We start from the raw sequence: 17042 nt of genomic DNA, 5'->3' as shown, positions 1-17042 counted from the left end.
AAAAACTGCCATATATTTATTATAGCAGCTATTTATTCAACTGTAAAAGGTCTATAGGCCTAAAATGTAAAAAAGCCCCGAGTTTTCACACAGGGCTCAATCCCCTTATGGTTCTTCTCGGATAATGTTGGCCCCTAGGAAAGCCATCTTCTGCACCAAATTCTCATAGCCTCGGTCAATGTGATAGATTTTTTCGACGGTTGTACCGTTTTCAGCGGAGAGCCCTGCCAGAATTAAGGCGGCTCCTGCTCGCAGATCGGTACATTCCACGACAGCACCGCTCAAACGATGAACCCCTTTGACGATGCTGAGCCGTCCTTCTTGACGAATATTGGCACCCATGCGCCGCAATTCGTCAACATGCTTAAATCGATTCTCAAAGATGGATTCAGAGATGACGCTCGTTCCCTCACTAACAGCCATGAGCGCCATCATTTGCGGCTGCATATCCGTCGGGAAGCCGGGGTAAGGCATCGTTTTGATGTCTACCGATTGGCTGGTTTTTGCTGCTACCACTCGGATCGTGTCTCCCTCTTCCTTTACGGTTGCACCAGTCTCCCGCAGCTTCGCCGTGATCGGCTCCAGGTGTTCGGGAATGACGTTCGTCAAAGTGATATCGCCGTCAGTGATGGCGGCGGCCACCATGAAAGTGCCCGCCTCGATGCGGTCCGGAATCACTTGATGGGAACAGCCACCTAATTTTTCAACACCGTCGATGCGAACTATATCCAAACCGGCACCGCGCACTCTGGCGCCCATGGAGTTGAGGAAGTTTTGTAGGTCCACAATTTCCGGCTCTTTGGCCGCATTTCGGATCACCGTGGTTCCCTTAGCCAAGCAAGCAGCCATCATCAAGTTTTCCGTCGCTCCAACACTGGGAAAATCAAGATGGATTTCAGTACCTTCCAAGTGATCGGTCTCTACCTCGAAGTAACCGTGCTTTTCTGCGTAGCGAGCACCCATCTTCTGCAGTCCCCGCAGATGCAATTCCATGGGCCGGCTGCCAATCGAACAGCCTCCGGGGTGGAAGAGACGAACCTTGCGAAAACGGGTAAGCAGTGGTCCCAATACAAGATTGGAAGCGCGCATGCGACGCATCAAATCGGCCGATATTTCCACCGTATCCGCTTTTGACGCGTCGATGCTTAAGCGCTCCCCTTCCCACTGGACTTTCGCTCCGAGAACTGACAACAGTTCCAACATCACATCGACGTCGGTCAATTGCGGTACATCTTTGATCCGACAGCAGCCTGAAGACATTAAAGAAGCTGCCAAAATGGGCAGTACGGCATTTTTTGCACCGCTAATCCGTACTGTTCCGGTGAGAGGGATTCCCCCCTTAATGCGAATCCTTGGTTCCCCTATCATCAACCTGCCCCCCTGATTCACCGATGACACGTACTTCTGAGTTCAGTTCAATTCCGCAGGTGACCCGCACTTTTTCTTTAACGGCTTCGATCAATGCCAATACGTCTTTTGCCGTAGCCTCACCGGTATTGATGATGAAGTTGGCATGCTTCGGTGATACTTGCGCACCGCCGATGGCAAGGCCCTTCATGCCTGCTTTTTCAATCAGTCTGCCGGCCGAATCAGCCGGCGGATTTAGAAAGACGCTGCCAGCGTTAGGCCACTCCAGGGGTTGAGTCGCTTTTCGCTTGGCTAGAATCGTATCCATAAATGCTTCTGTTTCTTCAGTCGAACCGGGACGGAGATCCATACATGCGCGAAGCACCAAGGCTTTTTCATGCTGCAACCGAGAATGACGGTAACTGTAGTTCATCTCTTCCCGGCTTAAGCGCCTCTTGCAGCCTTGTGCATCCAGGATATCGATCCATCGCAGCACATCGCTGATAGAACCGCCGTGAGCGCCTGCATTCATGATGACGGCACCACCGACCGATGCGGGGATGCCGACTGCAAAAGCAAGACCTTGCAACCCTTCACGGGCGGCAAAACGAGCGAGACCAGGCAAAGAGCATCCAGCCCCAACGATGACCTGGTTCCCCTCTCGTATTCGCTGGCTAAACTCTTTCCCAAGATGAATGACAACACCGCGAATGCCTTTGTCGGCAATCAGCAGGTTAGACCCCAAGCCGACGACCGTCCAGGGTACTTGGTTTTGATTGCAGTTACCGATTAAAAGAGCTGCATCATCTTCATCAGCAGGTACAGCAAACAGATCGGCCGGTCCGCCGATGCGCCAGGTAGTATGGAGAGACATGGGCTCATTGACTTTGCACTTTCCCCGAAAACCGCAGGTGATCCGGTCGACTCTGTCGGAATAACCCCCTATGTCCCCCATCGTTCCCCACCTGCCATTTTCACGAGAAATTATCTATCAGGATTGTTTTTCTTTCAATCTGGATAAAAGCTCTGTCCCTACTGTCCATATGTTCCCAGCGCCCATGGTGATCGCCAGATCGCCGGGTTTCGCTTCATCCAGAAGGTAGTTTATGATCGCTTCTTTTTCCGCAAAATAAATCGCTTTTTTTCCACAGTGGGTTTCATAGGCGTCCACAATCAATCTCGCCGACACGCCGGGAATGGCTGGTTCACCGGCAGGGTAGATTTCATTGATGATGACCAAATCAGCCTCATCGAAGGATTTGCCGAACTCTTGATACTGATCGCGCGTACGTGTAAACCGGTGTGGTTGAAAAATCGCAATCAATCGTTTCGGTTCTCTCTGCCGGGCCGCAGCTAAGGTAGCCTTTACCTCGGTAGGATGGTGGGCATAGTCATCGACAATGGAAATGTCGTTAACGATTCCAGTCAGTTGGAACCGACGGCCGGCACCGCTAAAACGGGCAAGAGCGGCTAAGGTGCCCTGAACAGGCAGGCCGATCAAGTCAGCACACACGAAAGCGGCTAAAGCGTTACTGATGTTGTGTTCCCCCGGAACGGCTAGGCGCAGACGTCCTAACAAAGTTTCACCCCGGTAAATATCCGCTTCGGAACCCTCCGGGGTTAAAGAAAGGTTTACGGCCCGGTAGTCGGCCCGTTGCTTTACTCCGTAGGTAACCACCTTCGGCCCTAATTTTGCACAGGCCATCTCTTGAAGACGGGGATCATCGTTACATAATACCAAGAAACCTGTTTTGGAGACCCGCTCGGTAAAAGCATAGAAGGCTTTGATGATCGCATCGATCGATTCGTAATGATCCAGGTGATCATCTTCAATGTTGGTGATCACAGCCATCCAAGGAGAGAGTTTTAAAAAGGAGCCGTCACTCTCATCTGCTTCAGCAGCCAAGTATTCTCCCTTGCCCCATTTGGCATTCCCGTCGATCTCTCGGATTTCGCCGCCCACGAGGATGGCCGGGTCGAGATCGTTTTGTTCCAACATCAAACCGATCATAGCACTGGTCGTCGTTTTTCCATGAGCTCCAGCGACTGCAATGCCTTTTTTCAAATTCATCAACTGAGCCAGCAGATCGGCCCTGTGCAGGACGACTAATCCTCGCTTTTTGGCCAGGCATAGTTCCGGGTTGTTCTCCCGGACAGCCGTCGAGACGACGACCACCTCAACGCCTTGATCCAAATTCTCTTCTCGATGACCGTTGTAGACCATCGCCCCTTGAGCGGTCAACCGACGGGTAACCGCCGTATCGGCCAAATCGGATCCGCTGACTTTATACCCCTGCTCAAGCATCACCTTGGCCAGACCGCTCATTCCGGTTCCGCCGATGCCGATAAAGTGCACCCATGTTCCCTTCGCTAACACCGAAACTGTCAACTCCTTTCCCGGGAAGTACTGTTTTCGACTCTTGCTGCATCCGATGCCCGGTTGGGACTGCTACATAGTATGCATAGTGTCCCAACGTGCTCCTGAGCTTGTCTTAACAAGTCGGGAATAAGAAGTCCCGGTATCAATGCCGAGACTTCATCACCCGTTCGATTTCAGATAAGATATGGGCCAACGCCTCCGGTCTGCCGGCACTGCGGGCCGCTTGGGCCATCGCCTCTAACTGCTGGCGGTGGCTGAATAAGTGCAAGACCATCTCCTGAAGCTGTTCGCTCGTCACTTCTCGATCCAGAATCACCTTGGTCGCCCCAATGGATTCAAGACTGCGGGCGTTCGCTTCTTGATGATTTTCCGCTGCATAGGGATAAGGGATCAAAATCGATGCCAATCCTCTAGCGGTGATTTCCGAGATAAAGGCCGCTCCGGCGCGACCGACACAGAGGTCGCTGGCAGCCAGGGCGTAATCCATTCGGTCCAAGTATGGCAGTAATTTAATATTGCCACATTTCTCCAGAGCTATTCCAGCATCCTCATAGAGACGCCTTGTCTCATCATAATTGCTTTCACCAGTTACATGCAAGACCTGGTAACGATCTTGTCCGGCTAAATTTCGAGCTAATGGGGCCATCGCTTCATTCAACCGCTTGGCACCGCGGCTTCCACCAACAACGAGCAGCACCTGAGCCTCTAAGGGGATTTGAAAGAACTTCCTTCCTTCTTCCCGCCGGGCTGAAAGAATGTTAGGCCGAACAGGCAGGCCTGTTACAATGATGTCATTTGCTTTGAGACGTTTTTGGGCTTCTGGAAATGTGAGCATAACAGAGCCCACCCGGGGGGCCAAGATGCGGTTGGTCACACCAGGGTAGGCGTTTTGCTCATGGATCAATGTTGGGATGCCGAGCAGGGTAGCAGCCATGACGACGGGAAAAGCGACAAAACCACCGGTGCCGATCACCGCATCTGGCTTCAGGCGACGCAAAAAAAACAGCGCTTCCAACAACCCCCGTCCCGTGTCACCGATGGCTGCCAGGTTTTTTAGGCTCAGGCCCCGCTCCAATCCACGGCAATGAACGGTCTTTAAGGGAAATCCCTCTCGAGGAACGATGGTGTTTTCAAGACCCCGTTTGCCTCCTATGTACTCAATCGAACAACCGGGGAATCGTTCCTGCAGTCCCCGGGCGATCGCCAGAGCCGGATAAATATGTCCTCCCGTCCCTCCGCCGGTGAGTACAAATTTGCGCTTTTTCCGTATCAGACCGCCCATGCTTGCCACCCTTTTCAGCCATCATTTTTAGGAACAGAAGCCTCCACTTAGTGATTAATACACAATGGTAAATCGGGGTGTAATGACTCCGTTCGCTAAGGGCTCCGCGGCTGTTCGCTCGATTGCTTCGCGGGCGCGCCAAACCTCTGGGTTTTTCTGCATGTGAACCGTGGCGCACTTACCCGCTTCGCAATTTTCGCTCACGCCGCCGCTTCGCCCACAACGCTCACTCCGTCATTACACCCCAGAATTCTCCTTCAAGTGCAATTATCTTGTAATTAGCGTAATCATCATATTATTTCTCATCTATTGAACCTAGAGATGCTCAAAAGCAACCCGATCCCTGACAATGTGAAGACCAGTGAGGAGCCACCATAAGATAAGAAAGGAAGGGTTATTCCCGTAACCGGCAGTAATCCGCTGACGACGCCCATGTTGATGATGGCCTGCAAAGCCACCTGCACCGTCAGCCCCATAGCCAAGATGCTGCCGAAAGCGTCTGGACACGCTACGGACACTCGGATACCGCGCCAGACGAGGACGAAAAAGAGCAAAATGACACAAACGGCACCGATCATGCCGAGTTCTTCGCCGAGGATAGCGAAAATAAAGTCCGTGTGCTGCTCTGGCAGGTAAAAGTATTTTTGTTTACTTTGGCCTAATCCGGCGCCGAAGAGTCCTCCCGAACCAAGGGCAAAAAGGGATTGCAGCGTTTGGAAGCCTGTTCCGACCGGATCGGCCCAAGGATCGATAAAACCTGTAATCCGACGCATCCGGTACGGTTCCAAGATGGCTGCCAGAGCAATCAGTACGATACCGAGGGCGCCCAGCCCAAGAATATGTTGCTTTTTTGCCCCTCCCACATAGAGCATAAAAAAGAGGGTCCCGCAGACAGCCATGGCTGTCCCCAAATCCGGCTGTGCCAAGATCAACAAGCCGATGACACCCATGATGGCCAGGTAGGGTAGCAGGCCTTTTTTAAAGTCAGCTAACTTATGGGACTCTTTCGATATGTTGTGGGCGAAGTAGATCACGCCGGCCAGCTTGACTAATTCGGACGGTTGAAAGGATGCCGGGCCGAGATTCAGCCAACGAGTGGCACCCATGATATTTTTACCGACACCAGGAATGAAAAGGGCCACCAGCAGGAAAAGACTGACCATAAGAAAAGGTTTGCTGAATCGGGCCAGTTTTCGGTAGTCAAAACGCATGGCTGCGATCATCACAGCGATACCGACGAGGGCCCACATGAACTGGCGCTTAAAGAAATAGAAGGGATCATTGTAATAGTAGGCAGCCTTGACCGAACTGGCGCTCATGACCATGACGATTCCAAAGGTCAACAATAGAATGACGGCCAAGAAAATGGTGAAATCAGGTGCTCTTGGTTTGAGTCGCAAGATCCTCCCCCCTCGACCTCATTCATCCTATTGCCACGGGTTGTTCATTGCCGTGGCTGGAAATGGGTAAGTTTAACCGGCTTGCAGTTGACGGACTAATTCTTTGAATACCCTTCCCCGCTCTTCATAGTTTGGAAACATATCCAAACTCGCGCAAGCCGGACTCAGCAGGACCACATCACCCGGTTGGGCCAGCTTGGAGGCTTCTGTTACGGTCTCTGCAAAGGTTTGAACCCGTGTAAACTGTTCGTACCCGCTGGAACGGAGCGCCTCTTCGAGGATAGGTGCTGCTTGGCCCACGAGGACAACAGCCTTTACCCGTTCCTTGATAAGCAAGGCCAATTCACGGAAGTCGCTGCCTTTGTTCTTCCCTCCAGCGATGAGGACAATCGGTTTGTCATAAGACTCGATAGCTTTGATGGAAGCATCGGGGTTCGTGCCTTTGGAATCATTGATGTATTCGACGCCGTTCACTACACCGGCCGGTTCCATGCGATGTTCTACCGGCTGAAAGTTCCGGGCGGCTCTCGCGGCTACGGCAGGATCGATCCCCAGTCCGATCGTTCCAGCCAGGGCGGCGAGGGCGTTTTCGACATTATGTTTTCCCTTGATTTGCAGTTCGTCGATAGCCAGGACAGGTTGGTGTCCATCGTCACCGGCATACCAAATCATCCCGTCTTGACAATAGGTACCTGCATCTACTTTTTGCTGGCGACTGAAGTAGAGAACCTTACCTCGGCTTTGTTCGCCAAGCGAAGATACCAGCGGGTCGTCTGCATTCAAGACGGTAAGGTCGCTCGCCTGTTGGTTCATAAATATACGCGCTTTAATGGCCCGGTAATTTTCCATGGAACCATGGCGATCGAGGTGATCAGGCGTGATATTCAAGATCATAGCGACACGAGGTCGAAATTTTTCGGTCGTCTCCAACTGAAAAGATGACACTTCGGCAACGACCCAACGATCAGCGGAAAGGTGCTGTGACTCCTCCACCAAAGGCTGACCGATGTTTCCTCCTATGAAAGGATTCCAACAAGCCTCAGTTAAAATTGCCCCGATGAGAGACGTCGTCGTTGTCTTGCCATTTGTGCCGGTGATGGCGATGAAGGGCGCTTGAGAAAGCAAGTAGGCGATCTCCAACTCACCGGTGATGGGAATTCCCTTTTCTGCGGCTTCTCGCGCCGGAGGAACCGTCAAGGGTACGCCAGGGCTCATCAAGACTTCTTGAAATCCTTCGTCAGTAATGGACGGATAACCGCCTCCATGGACCTTTACCCCTGCGGCAGTCAATTCATCCCGGCAGGCTATGTCCGATGTTGCTTTCGTATCACAGAGTGTGACGGCAGCACCTAGGCGAGCTAAGGTCCTCGCAGCAGCGATTCCGCTCTTACCGGCTCCGACCACCAGAACCTTGCGTCCGTCTTGCCAGCGATTCGTCAACAGAGTCATCCCTTTCTACTTCCCGTAAAAAAGCTCCGGGTGTTCCAAACTTGTGGGTCTTTAGAAACGAATATTGAAGGCTAACATAGTACCGATAGAAGCAGCCACCAGTTGAGCTGCCCAGAAGGAGTAAACGACCGTTTCCTCCCGCCAACCGCCCAGTTCAAAATGGTGATGGAGAGGGCTCATGCGAAAGATCCGTTTCCCTGTCATTTTAAAAGAAGCTACTTGTAAAATGACCGAGAGGGTCTCGGCAACAAAGACGGCACCCATAACCGGCAGGATGAGCTCTGATCGGGTGAGCATCGCCAACGTAGCAATCGCACCGCCCAGGGCCAGTGAGCCCGTATCTCCCATAAACATACGAGCAGGATGACGGTTGAAGAACAAAAAACCGATACAACCGCCTGCCAAAGCCGCCGCAAAAATTGCCGTCAGCGGTTGAATTTCTGCGGAAGCGAGAACCGCGTAGGCGAGAGCTACCCAGAAGGTCATTCCCGCAGCCAATCCGTCGAGGCCGTCCGCCAGGTTTACAGCGTTTGTCGTACCCGTAACGACGATAAAAGCAAGGATATAGTACAAAAACCCGGCATCCCACCAGGTGTTCCAGCCAGGAAGATAAATAGCTGTGCCTCGGTCGAGACCGTGGACGATGGCGTAAATCAAAACAACCGTCACAAACACCTGAGCGATGAATTTTTCCCGTGCTTTTAGACCCAGGTTTCGCTTTTTTACTACTTTAATAAAATCGTCAAGAAATCCGATAAGTCCAAAGCCTAACGTCCCCAACAGGAGAACGCCAACGATGCCGTTTAGGCCAGCTGTCACGAGGGCAGCGATGGGGATAGCGATCAAAAACAGAATTCCGCCCATCGTCGGTGTTCCTGCCTTGCTCTGGTGAGCTTTCGGTCCTTCCTCCCGAATGCTCTGGCCGAGCTTGAGCCGCCGCAAAACCGGTATCAGCCATGGGCCTGTAATCAAACCGATAGAAGCGGCAATGATAAAAGCGATAATCATGGATTGCATTGTTCTCTTTCCCCTTTTATCTCAGCCCATCAGACAAGGCGGAGGCCAACCGTTCCAACCGCATACCCCTGGAGGCTTTTATCAGAATTACGTCACCAGAGCCAAGCAATCCTCTTACGGCTTCCGCCGCCTTTTCAACTTCGTCAAAGTGCAGGACAGCACCGTCAACCATTCCGGCGCTACGGGCTCCCTCGGCGATCTGAGAGCCTAAAGGTCCTACCGTAATCAGAAGGCCTACACCTGCCTGGGCTGCATAAGCACCAACTTCTTCATGGAATCGACCGGCTTCCTCCCCCAACTCATACATATCGCCGAGGATGGCCACCGTTCTCCGTGCAGCAGCGATCTCCACAGCTGTCGTCAAGGCCGCTTTCATGGCCGCAGGGTTTGCGTTGTAGGCGTCATTTATCATGGTCATATTGTCTTTGAGCTGACATGTTTCCCAGCGCAACGATGAAAGTTGAGCATTTGTCAGGCCTTGTGCCACAGCAGTTAAATCGGCTTCCAATCCCCAGGCTACAGCCAGGGAAGCGAGGGCATTGGCAGCCTGATGTCTCCCGGGCAAGGGTAGGTGAAAATCTATGGCTTCCTTCAGGTGCCATTCGCCGCTGCCGATATGGAAAAGACCGACATTCGCCGAAACCTTTGAACCTTTTTCACCGAGCGGTTTAATATCTTTCGCCCATACCACCTCGACCCTTTTGTCTGAAGACGGCGGTATCGCTTTCGTAAGCGTAAGGGTTAAGTTTTTCTGACATGTTCCGTAGTAAATCGACCGTTGTGCCTGGCGCACTGACTGTTCCACAGCCAGAAAATCCTCTCCGTTGACAACAGCGATACCCTCTTCCGGCAACGATTGCAGCAGTTCACCCTTAGCCTGGGCTATGGCCTCCATGCTGCCGAGCAGTTCCATATGAACAGGCCCGATATTGGTAAGTACACCTACAACAGGCTGGGCGATCTGACAGAGGGCTTCGATCTGCCCAGGACCGCGCATGCCCATTTCGACAATTAGGATCTGATGGTGAGCCTGAACGGAGAGCACCGTCAAGGGCAAGCCGATTTCATTGTTAAAATTCCCTGGGTTTTTCATCACGTCAAAAGAACAACTGAGGGCCGAAGCTAAGAGATCCTTTGTCGATGTCTTGCCGGTAGATCCGGTCACAGCGATGACAGGAAGAGAAAGTTCTTGACGATATGCCTTAGCACAAGTTTGTAATGCTTTGATTCCATCATCGACGATGATAAGGGCTTGTTCCGGTGACAGGAATTGCTGCCAATCCTCTCTCAGCTGAGTGACAACAGCAGCCGTTGCACCTGCCGCCAGCGCTTTGGGAAGGAAGTCATGACCGTCCACTTTCTCTCCTGGAAGAGCGAAAAAGAGATCACCTGCTTCAACAAGACGACTGTCTATGCGGGCCACGCCGGACAGGGCAGCATCGGGATTACCTACTATTTTTCCGCCCATCCACCGGGCGGCTTTCGCTGCATTAAGACCGATCATAACCCATACCCCGCAATACCTGCCGGGCCACTTCCCGGTCGTCAAAAGGCAGTACTTCTTTTCCAACGATTTGATAGTTTTCATGGCCCTTCCCGGCGATCATGACCAAATCACCCGGATTCGCCATGGACAGAGCCAGAGCGATGGCTTGCTTGCGATCCGGTTCCACCTTATATTCAATTCCAGGTACAGCTTGCACTCCTGGGAGAATATCCTCGATGATCTGATGCGGATTTTCCGTTCTCGGGTTATCGGAAGTAACGACAGCGATGTCGCTCATTTCGGCCACCACTCCCCCCATGATCGGTCGTTTCGTCCGATCCCGATCACCGCCACAACCAAATACGGTGACGATCTTCCCTTCCGCCAAGGCTTCTGCCGTATTGAGCACATTGACGAGGCCGTCAGGCGTATGGGCATAGTCGACAATCACCGAAAAGGGCTGGCCTTGATCGACATTTTCAAAGCGGCCCGGTACGCCTCGCAGGGACTGCAAAGCCTCGACGATTTGCTCCGGTTCCATACCGACAATGAAGCCTACCGTAAAGGCGGTGAGGCTGTTGGAAATATTGAAGCGGCCCGTTAATTGTAAGGTCATGTCGACAGTACCACCGGGGTACTGGACGGTGCAGCGGGCACCTTGAGGGGTAACGTCCCAGTCCTTCGCCTGAATGGCGGCGTCCTCTTCCACACCGTAAGTTACGGAAGGCACAGAACTGACCTGCAGGAAGTAGTCGGCACTCGGATCGTCGGCATTGATGACGGCTCGCTTTAGGATACCTTTCTTTGTTTCCTTTTGACCTAATTCTCGAAAGAGTTTTCCCTTCGCGGCCCTGTAGTTTTCCAGGGTCTGGTGATAATCGAGGTGATCCTGCGTAAGGTTGGTAAAGGCGGCAATATCAAAGTTCACACCGAGGACCCGATGCTGATCGAGCGAATGGGACGAAACCTCCATCACGACCGCATCGGCTCCGTCAGCCCGCATCTCAGCCAACAGTTTTTGCAGATCTAGAGACTCCGGAGTCGTGTGACCTGCCGGCCATCTTTTTTCGCCGAGTTGGTTCCCGATCGTACCGATGACGCCGACAGAATAGCCTTTGGCTTTCAGCACCGCTTCGATCATATAGGTTGTCGTCGTTTTGCCGTTTGTCCCGGTGACGCCGATCATCAGTAACTGCTCTGACGGATGGCCGTAAAAAGATCCTGCGGCTAAGGCCAGGCTTTCTCGGGTTGAGGAGACTCGAATTTGAGGCACCTTCAGATCGACAAATCGTTCCACGACTAAAACAGCAGCACCTCGTTCGACCGCTTGGGCAGCGTAGTTATGGCCGTCCGTTTTTTGCCCGGGAATACAAAAAAAGAGAAAGCCCGGTGCCACTTGCCGTGAATCATAGGCGAGGCCCGAGATTTCTAGCTTGGATTGCATCAGGCGTTGGAGATCATCTGTTTCTCCTGTCCATCTGATTTCTCTAACCTCTACATTTGCCAGGATTTTGCTTAGTTCCATTGGAATGGTCCCTCCTACCGCCAATTCCCGCAAATTGGGTGCACCGTCAGAGAACTGCCGATGCACCCATTTATTTCTATGTATTAATCATCATTGCCGCTATGGGCCCGTTTCATCCGCTGGCACGAATTCAACCCGTACGACAGTGCCGACCGGTAATTTGGTGCCAGCTTTGTAACTCTGACTTTTGGCGACGCCTGTACCGACTGGTTCAAAGGATAAGCCTAACTTCGCCAGCGTATCGCCGACCTGCTTGATTCCTTTGCCGAGCAGATCAGGACATTCGACCTGTGTGCCCGGATTGACTTTAGCCGTTTTGTCATCTTCCGCCAGATAAAGGACTACCGTCGTCTGTGGAGTTACCTTTTCTCCTGGTTGGGGAAGCTGGTTCACGACGCGGGTACCAAAACCTTCGGTAGCGACTCCCAAGCCCACATGGAGCAAGCGGTCTTCTGCATCATCTACACCGATACCGGTCACTTGCGGAACAGCGACAGCCTCTACTTGGTTCGTCGCCGCCGCAGGCGCTTCGCCTGTATTCATTTGAGGCGGAATGCCCAGATGACGTAGCACATCGGTCATGACGCTTTTGAAGACAGGAGCGGCTACGAGACCGCCGAATTGCTGGACTCCTTGCGGAGCGTCCACAACGACGAGACAAGCTACAGCAGGGTCGTTAGCCGGAGCGATACCGACAAAGGAGACTACATATTCCCCTTCCATGTAACCGCCGTTCGGCTTGATTTTTTGAGCCGTTCCCGTTTTTCCACCGACTCGGTATCCCTCTATGTAGGCGTTCGTCCCAGTCCCTTTCGATACGACTGTCTCCAAGATCAGGTTCAGCTTTTGGGCCGTTTCTTTGGAAACGACTTGTCGCACCACTTCAGGTTCAAAGGTTTGAATGACCGCTCCTTGGGAATCGAGGACTTTTTCTACCAGCTGCGGTTTCATCAACTTGCCGCCATTCGCCACAGCGGAGACAGCCGTGATCAGTTGAATCGGGGTGACGGCGTTCGCCTGACCGATGGACATGGTGGCCAAGTCGATCGGTTTAACGGTTTTCTTCGGTACCAAGATCCCTGCAGCCTCGCCGTTCATGGAGATACCTGTCGGAGAACCAAAGCCGAAGGCAAGCAGGTAATTATAGAACTTTTCAACGCCCAGGTTCATGCCGATTTGAATAAAACCGGGGTTACAGGAGTTCTGGACGACCTCTGGAAACGTCTGTGACCCGTGACCGTCCGGTTTCCAGCAACGAACTTTGCGGTCACCGATGGTTGCATAGCCGGGATCGTAAAATTTGTCCGTATCCTTGACGGCACCTTCTTCGATGGCGGCGCTAGCCGTCACGATCTTAAAGGTAGATCCTGGTTCATAGACGTCGTTGATGGCCCGGTTGCGTCTGGCCGTATCGGGATACTTGTCGCGCTCGTTCGGATCATAGGTGGGTCGGTTGGACATTCCCAAAATGCGGCCTGTTTTAACGTCCATAACGATGATGGTGGCGCCTTTGGGCTTTCTCTCCCGGTCCAGTTTATCCAATTCCCGCTCAATGATATATTGGACCGTTTCATCGATCGTCAACACCAGGCTATGCCCGTCGATAGGTCTAACGTAAGCGTGTTGAGCTTGCGGCAGCTCGAGGTTTCTGGCGTCATATTCGGCGACCAGTTTCCCCGGAAGACCGCGCAAGTCTTTGTCAAAGATCAACTCCAGCCCTTCGATGCCACGGGCGTCTGTGTCGGTAAAACCTAAGATGTGGGCAGCTAGTTTACCTTTTTCGTAAAAGCGTTTGCTCTCCGGGATAAAGCTGATGCCGTTCAGCTTTACTGTTGAATTCCGCAGTTGTTCAATTTTATCGGGCTCTACCTTGCGTTTGACCCAGACAAATCCTGAGTTGGCCTTCGTAATCGTCTGGAATACCTTTTCCGGATCCATTTCGAGAATACGAGCCAGTTCGTTGGCGATGGCCCGTTGGTCTGGTTCTTTATTTTTTTTCACTTCTGCCGGGTTGGCGACGACGGAATCTACGCTGACCGAGACGGCTAATGAATTCATATTCCGGTCGTAGATAGTTCCCCGTTTTGCCTCTACCGGCAATTCTCTCATGCGAACATCTTCGGCCTTCTCGGCATAAAAGGATCCATTCACCACCTGTACCCAAAAAAGGCGCAAGATAAGGATGCAGACCAAGGCGGTAAAGCCGATCAAAATATGGGTCGATCGTTTGCGCACCTGTACCGGTGTGGCGAACACGTTATCCTCCCCTTACCCTAAAAAAACCAAATCCCCCCAGGATATCCCGGGAGGAACTGCCCGGCACCAGATCGCCCGACGGTCCACGCTTATCATTATAGGGTCAAATTCTCACTGCGGGCAATAGTTACATTTTTACGTCAAAGCAAACCGCCGCTTAATTTATGAAAGGCTTTCGTAATTGTTGCCACTAAAGGATTTGTGCCAACGGCTACATCTGTCTCTTGGAGCGAGGCATCGATGCCCTTCTTTTCTGATTCCGGAGGTGTCTGTTCCTGTGCTAAATGGGCCGGTTTATCGCTTCTGCTTTGGGATTGAATAGCGATCATCTTCGTGCCTTCTGGTGTCTTCATACCCAACTTATTGACGGCGATATTTTCAATTCGCTCAAGAGACTTTAACTGGTTAACTTCCACCCGAAGATAGTCTAAAGAATTTTTCTCTTTCGTCAATTCCTGGCGCAATTCCATGACGTGCTGGGCTTGGTAGGCGACGACAGCGTATTGAGAGCCGACGAAGAGTCCACAACCCATGACAGCGATGGTGCTGGCGATAACTTTCCGTTTTGTCTTACCGCTTATGCCTTGTTTTACTCGTCGTTCTTTTTTAGGCTCTATCGACGGTTGTACTGACGGTTGCAGGACTTCTTCTTGATAGTCGTACACAGGAGCAGTGGCTTGTTTCAAGCTTATTCAACCTCCTTGTCCAGCAGAACATCCATGTTCAGGTCCTTTATATTTTTTGAGCCACCCTCAATTTCGCACTTTGGGAACGGGGATTGGTCTTTATCTCTTCTTCTGAACCGGTGACGGGCTTGCGAGTGATGATTTTCAAACGAGCCTTTTTCCCACAGCCACAGATAGGCATATCGGGGGGACAGGTGCAGCTCTTCGCTTGTTCAGAGAAAAAGTTTTTGACGATGCGATCCTCTAGGGAATGAAAGCTGATCACGGCCAGTCGTCCGCCAGGAGCTAACGCATCAAGGGCAGCCGGTAAGGCCTCTTGAAGAGCCCCTAATTCGTCATTGACGGCGATGCGCAGCGCTTGGAAGGTTCGCTTGGCCGGATGACCACCTTCCTGCCTGGCTGCTGCGGGAATCGCCGCACGAATCACATCGACAAGGTCGACCGTCGAAACTAACGGTTGTTCTGCCCGGCGATTGACGATGAATTGGGCGATCCGTTTGGACCACCGCTCTTCGCCATACTCCCAAAGAATCCGGGAGATCTCCCCTTCTGGGTATTCATTGAGTATCTGTGCAGCCGTGACAGCCCCGTCGGGATTCATGCGCATATCGAGCGGAGCTTCCGCACGATAGGTAAACCCTCGTTCCGCTTCATCCAGTTGATGGGATGAGACACCGATGTCGAGAAGAATCCCGTCGACTTTCCCTGCTTGGCCTAATTCCTCCACGACAGACCCCAAGCGGCGAAAATTGCTCCGTACCAGCGTGACCCGGTCAGCAAACTTCTCCAACTTTTTTCGCGCTGCCGCCAGCGCTCTCGGGTCTTGGTCGAGGCCGATCAACCTCCCCTGCCCCGCTGTTTTTTCCAAAATGGCGGCACTGTGCCCGCCCCCTCCGACGGTACCATCGAGATAGAGCCCATCAGGACGGGGCTGCAAGCCTTCCAATACTTCCTCAAGCAAAACGGGGATATGATGAAATTCCATGTCGGCAAAAACCCTCCATCTGCGGTTTGCCTCGCTTATAGATCAAAGTCGATCAGTTTTTCGGCGACTTCTTCATAAGTCGCTGCCGCTTTATCGTTGTACTCACGCCAACGTTCGGCGCTCCAAATTTCTACACGGGTACCTACACCGATGATGACGACATCCTTTTCCAATGCGCTGTGCTCACGAAGGTGACTGGGAAGCAGGATCCGTCCTTGCTTGTCCACTTCACATTCTGAGGCACCGGAGAAAAGGAAGCGCTGAAAGGAGCGAGCGTCAGCTCGGGTAAAAGGCAGCCCTTTTAGCTTCTCTTCTAAGCGTCTCCACTCTTCCGGGGGATAAACAAACAAACAACCATCTAAGCCCTTGGTGGCGATAAATTTTTCTCCAAGTGCTTCCCGAAGTTTTGCCGGCATGAACAACCGGCCTTTTGGGTCGATGGTATGTTGGTATTCCCCCATCAGCATGGTCTAGTCCACCACTTTAAACCACTTTTCTACCACCGTACACCACTTCATTCCATATTGCAACCCCTTTTCACCCTGATATGAGGAAAATTTTAGGGTATACACGAAAAAAGGACCCCGGTCCCAACATGGGGTACCGAAGGTCCTTCCGTAAAATCGTTTGTTTGGACTTTACTCAATCCCCCACCTTTTAAAAAGCTGGTGGGAGATCCCGGCCTGATCCAACACTTTTCCGACGACAAAATCGATCAGTTCGACGAGAGTCGTCGGTTGGTGGTAAAAGGCTGGCATAGCAGGCACGATACGGGCACCGGCTTGGGCCAGCCGTCCCATGTTTTCCAGGTGAATGAGGTGAAGCGGCGTTTCCCGAGGTACCACGATCAAGGGGCGGCCTTCTTTCAGAGTCACATCGGCGGCACGGGTTAACAAGTTATCGGCTAGTCCCATCGCCATCGCTGCCACAGTATGCATGGAGCAAGGAATGACGATCATCCCTGCTGCTGGAAAAGAGCCTGAGGCGATGGGTCCACCTACGTCTCGTACGTCGTAAAGGGGGTAACGCTTAGCCAGATCAGAGAGTGTCCTTTCCGTTTCTTCCCGGATCACCCGCTCACCGGCCTCGGAGACAACTAGATGGGGCCGCATGCCCATCTCCGCCATGACTTCAAGGAGGCGTAATGCGTATATGGAGCCGCTGGCACCGGTGATCCCGACGACCCAGTCGGGGCGATAATCTTTTTGCTGGTGATTGCTCATTGCGTG

14 protein-coding genes are annotated in these 17042 nt (G+C 52.4%); all 14 read right to left on the bottom strand.

What is annotated here, in order from left to right; genetic code table 11:
* Nucleotides 1-105: 105 nt before the first annotated feature.
* The 14 genes from murA to H1S01_RS01810 all read right to left on the bottom strand — a co-directional run bounded on the left by murA (nucleotide 106) and on the right by H1S01_RS01810 (nucleotide 17036).
* Entirely contained in the window at nucleotides 106-1368 is a 1263-nt protein-coding gene (murA, locus tag H1S01_RS01875; RefSeq protein ID WP_188038415.1) for a UDP-N-acetylglucosamine 1-carboxyvinyltransferase, read from the bottom strand.
* Nucleotides 1340-2302, bottom strand: a complete 963-nt coding sequence (gene murB / locus H1S01_RS01870; protein WP_188038414.1) for a UDP-N-acetylmuramate dehydrogenase — start codon at nucleotides 2300-2302, stop codon at nucleotides 1340-1342. Before murB ends, murA begins: the two co-directional genes overlap by 29 nt.
* Nucleotides 2303-2338: 36 nt before the next feature.
* Nucleotides 2339-3724: a UDP-N-acetylmuramate--L-alanine ligase gene (murC, locus tag H1S01_RS01865; RefSeq protein ID WP_188038413.1), complete on the bottom strand. Its 1386-nt coding sequence runs from the start codon at nucleotides 3722-3724 to the stop codon at nucleotides 2339-2341.
* 145 nt (nucleotides 3725-3869) lie between these two features.
* Complete coding sequence (murG, locus tag H1S01_RS01860; protein WP_188038412.1) at nucleotides 3870-5009, bottom strand: undecaprenyldiphospho-muramoylpentapeptide beta-N-acetylglucosaminyltransferase; 1140 nt, start codon at nucleotides 5007-5009, stop codon at nucleotides 3870-3872.
* A gap of 302 nt (nucleotides 5010-5311) precedes the next feature.
* The gene (ftsW, locus tag H1S01_RS01855; protein WP_188038411.1) at nucleotides 5312-6409 is read right to left on the bottom strand and encodes a putative lipid II flippase FtsW; all 1098 of its coding nucleotides are present in this window, start codon (nucleotides 6407-6409) and stop codon (nucleotides 5312-5314) included.
* A 72-nt stretch (nucleotides 6410-6481) separates the two neighbouring features.
* On the bottom strand, nucleotides 6482-7858 hold the full coding sequence (gene murD, locus H1S01_RS01850) for a UDP-N-acetylmuramoyl-L-alanine--D-glutamate ligase (RefSeq protein ID WP_188038410.1): 1377 nt from the start codon (nucleotides 7856-7858) through the stop codon (nucleotides 6482-6484).
* Nucleotides 7859-7909: 51 nt separating this feature from the next.
* Nucleotides 7910-8875 carry a phospho-N-acetylmuramoyl-pentapeptide-transferase gene (mraY, locus tag H1S01_RS01845; RefSeq protein ID WP_188038409.1) on the bottom strand — a complete coding sequence of 322 codons (966 nt, stop codon included), beginning with the start codon at nucleotides 8873-8875 and terminating at the stop codon, nucleotides 7910-7912.
* 16 nt (nucleotides 8876-8891) lie between these two features.
* Nucleotides 8892-10379: a UDP-N-acetylmuramoyl-tripeptide--D-alanyl-D-alanine ligase gene (locus H1S01_RS01840; RefSeq protein ID WP_188038408.1), complete on the bottom strand. Its 1488-nt coding sequence runs from the start codon at nucleotides 10377-10379 to the stop codon at nucleotides 8892-8894.
* Nucleotides 10366-11886: a UDP-N-acetylmuramoyl-L-alanyl-D-glutamate--2,6-diaminopimelate ligase gene (locus tag H1S01_RS01835; protein WP_188038407.1), complete on the bottom strand. Its 1521-nt coding sequence runs from the start codon at nucleotides 11884-11886 to the stop codon at nucleotides 10366-10368. The genes H1S01_RS01840 and H1S01_RS01835 overlap by 14 nt, the downstream gene beginning before the upstream one ends.
* Nucleotides 11887-11985: 99 nt before the next feature.
* Nucleotides 11986-14142, bottom strand: coding sequence for a stage V sporulation protein D (locus H1S01_RS01830; RefSeq protein WP_188038406.1), 2157 nt, complete (start codon nucleotides 14140-14142; stop codon nucleotides 11986-11988).
* Between the two features lie 140 nt (nucleotides 14143-14282).
* Entirely contained in the window at nucleotides 14283-14828 is a 546-nt protein-coding gene (locus tag H1S01_RS01825; RefSeq protein ID WP_188038405.1) for a cell division protein FtsL, read from the bottom strand.
* A 46-nt stretch (nucleotides 14829-14874) separates the two neighbouring features.
* Nucleotides 14875-15813 (bottom strand): 16S rRNA (cytosine(1402)-N(4))-methyltransferase RsmH, encoded by a 939-nt coding sequence (gene rsmH, locus H1S01_RS01820; RefSeq protein WP_188038404.1) that lies wholly within the window; start codon nucleotides 15811-15813, stop codon nucleotides 14875-14877.
* Between the two features lie 35 nt (nucleotides 15814-15848).
* Complete coding sequence (gene mraZ / locus H1S01_RS01815) at nucleotides 15849-16280, bottom strand: division/cell wall cluster transcriptional repressor MraZ (RefSeq protein ID WP_155474663.1); 432 nt, start codon at nucleotides 16278-16280, stop codon at nucleotides 15849-15851.
* A 171-nt stretch (nucleotides 16281-16451) separates the two neighbouring features.
* Nucleotides 16452-17036, bottom strand: coding sequence for a UbiX family flavin prenyltransferase (locus tag H1S01_RS01810; RefSeq protein WP_188038403.1), 585 nt, complete (start codon nucleotides 17034-17036; stop codon nucleotides 16452-16454).
* Between the last annotated feature and the right edge of the window lie 6 nt (nucleotides 17037-17042).

It is taken from the genome of Heliobacterium chlorum (assembly GCF_014502795.1).
Lineage (GTDB): Bacteria > Bacillota > Desulfitobacteriia > Heliobacteriales > Heliobacteriaceae > Heliobacterium > Heliobacterium chlorum.
This window is presented reverse-complemented; position numbering and strand designations above follow the sequence as displayed.

Coding starts and splice junctions, on each gene's coding strand:
- murA (WP_188038415.1), bottom strand. CDS start 1,368: ATGATAGGGGAACCAAGGATTCGCATTAAGGGGGGAATCCCTCTCACC.
- murB (WP_188038414.1), bottom strand. CDS start 2,302: ATGGGGGACATAGGGGGTTATTCCGACAGAGTCGACCGGATCACCTGC.
- murG (WP_188038412.1), bottom strand. CDS start 5,009: ATGGGCGGTCTGATACGGAAAAAGCGCAAATTTGTACTCACCGGCGGA.
- murD (WP_188038410.1), bottom strand. CDS start 7,858: ATGACTCTGTTGACGAATCGCTGGCAAGACGGACGCAAGGTTCTGGTG.
- mraY (WP_188038409.1), bottom strand. CDS start 8,875: ATGCAATCCATGATTATCGCTTTTATCATTGCCGCTTCTATCGGTTTG.
- H1S01_RS01840 (WP_188038408.1), bottom strand. CDS start 10,379: ATGATCGGTCTTAATGCAGCGAAAGCCGCCCGGTGGATGGGCGGAAAA.
- H1S01_RS01835 (WP_188038407.1), bottom strand. CDS start 11,886: ATGGAACTAAGCAAAATCCTGGCAAATGTAGAGGTTAGAGAAATCAGA.
- rsmH (WP_188038404.1), bottom strand. CDS start 15,813: ATGGAATTTCATCATATCCCCGTTTTGCTTGAGGAAGTATTGGAAGGC.
- mraZ (WP_155474663.1), bottom strand. CDS start 16,280: ATGCTGATGGGGGAATACCAACATACCATCGACCCAAAAGGCCGGTTG.
- H1S01_RS01810 (WP_188038403.1), bottom strand. CDS start 17,036: ATGAGCAATCACCAGCAAAAAGATTATCGCCCCGACTGGGTCGTCGGG.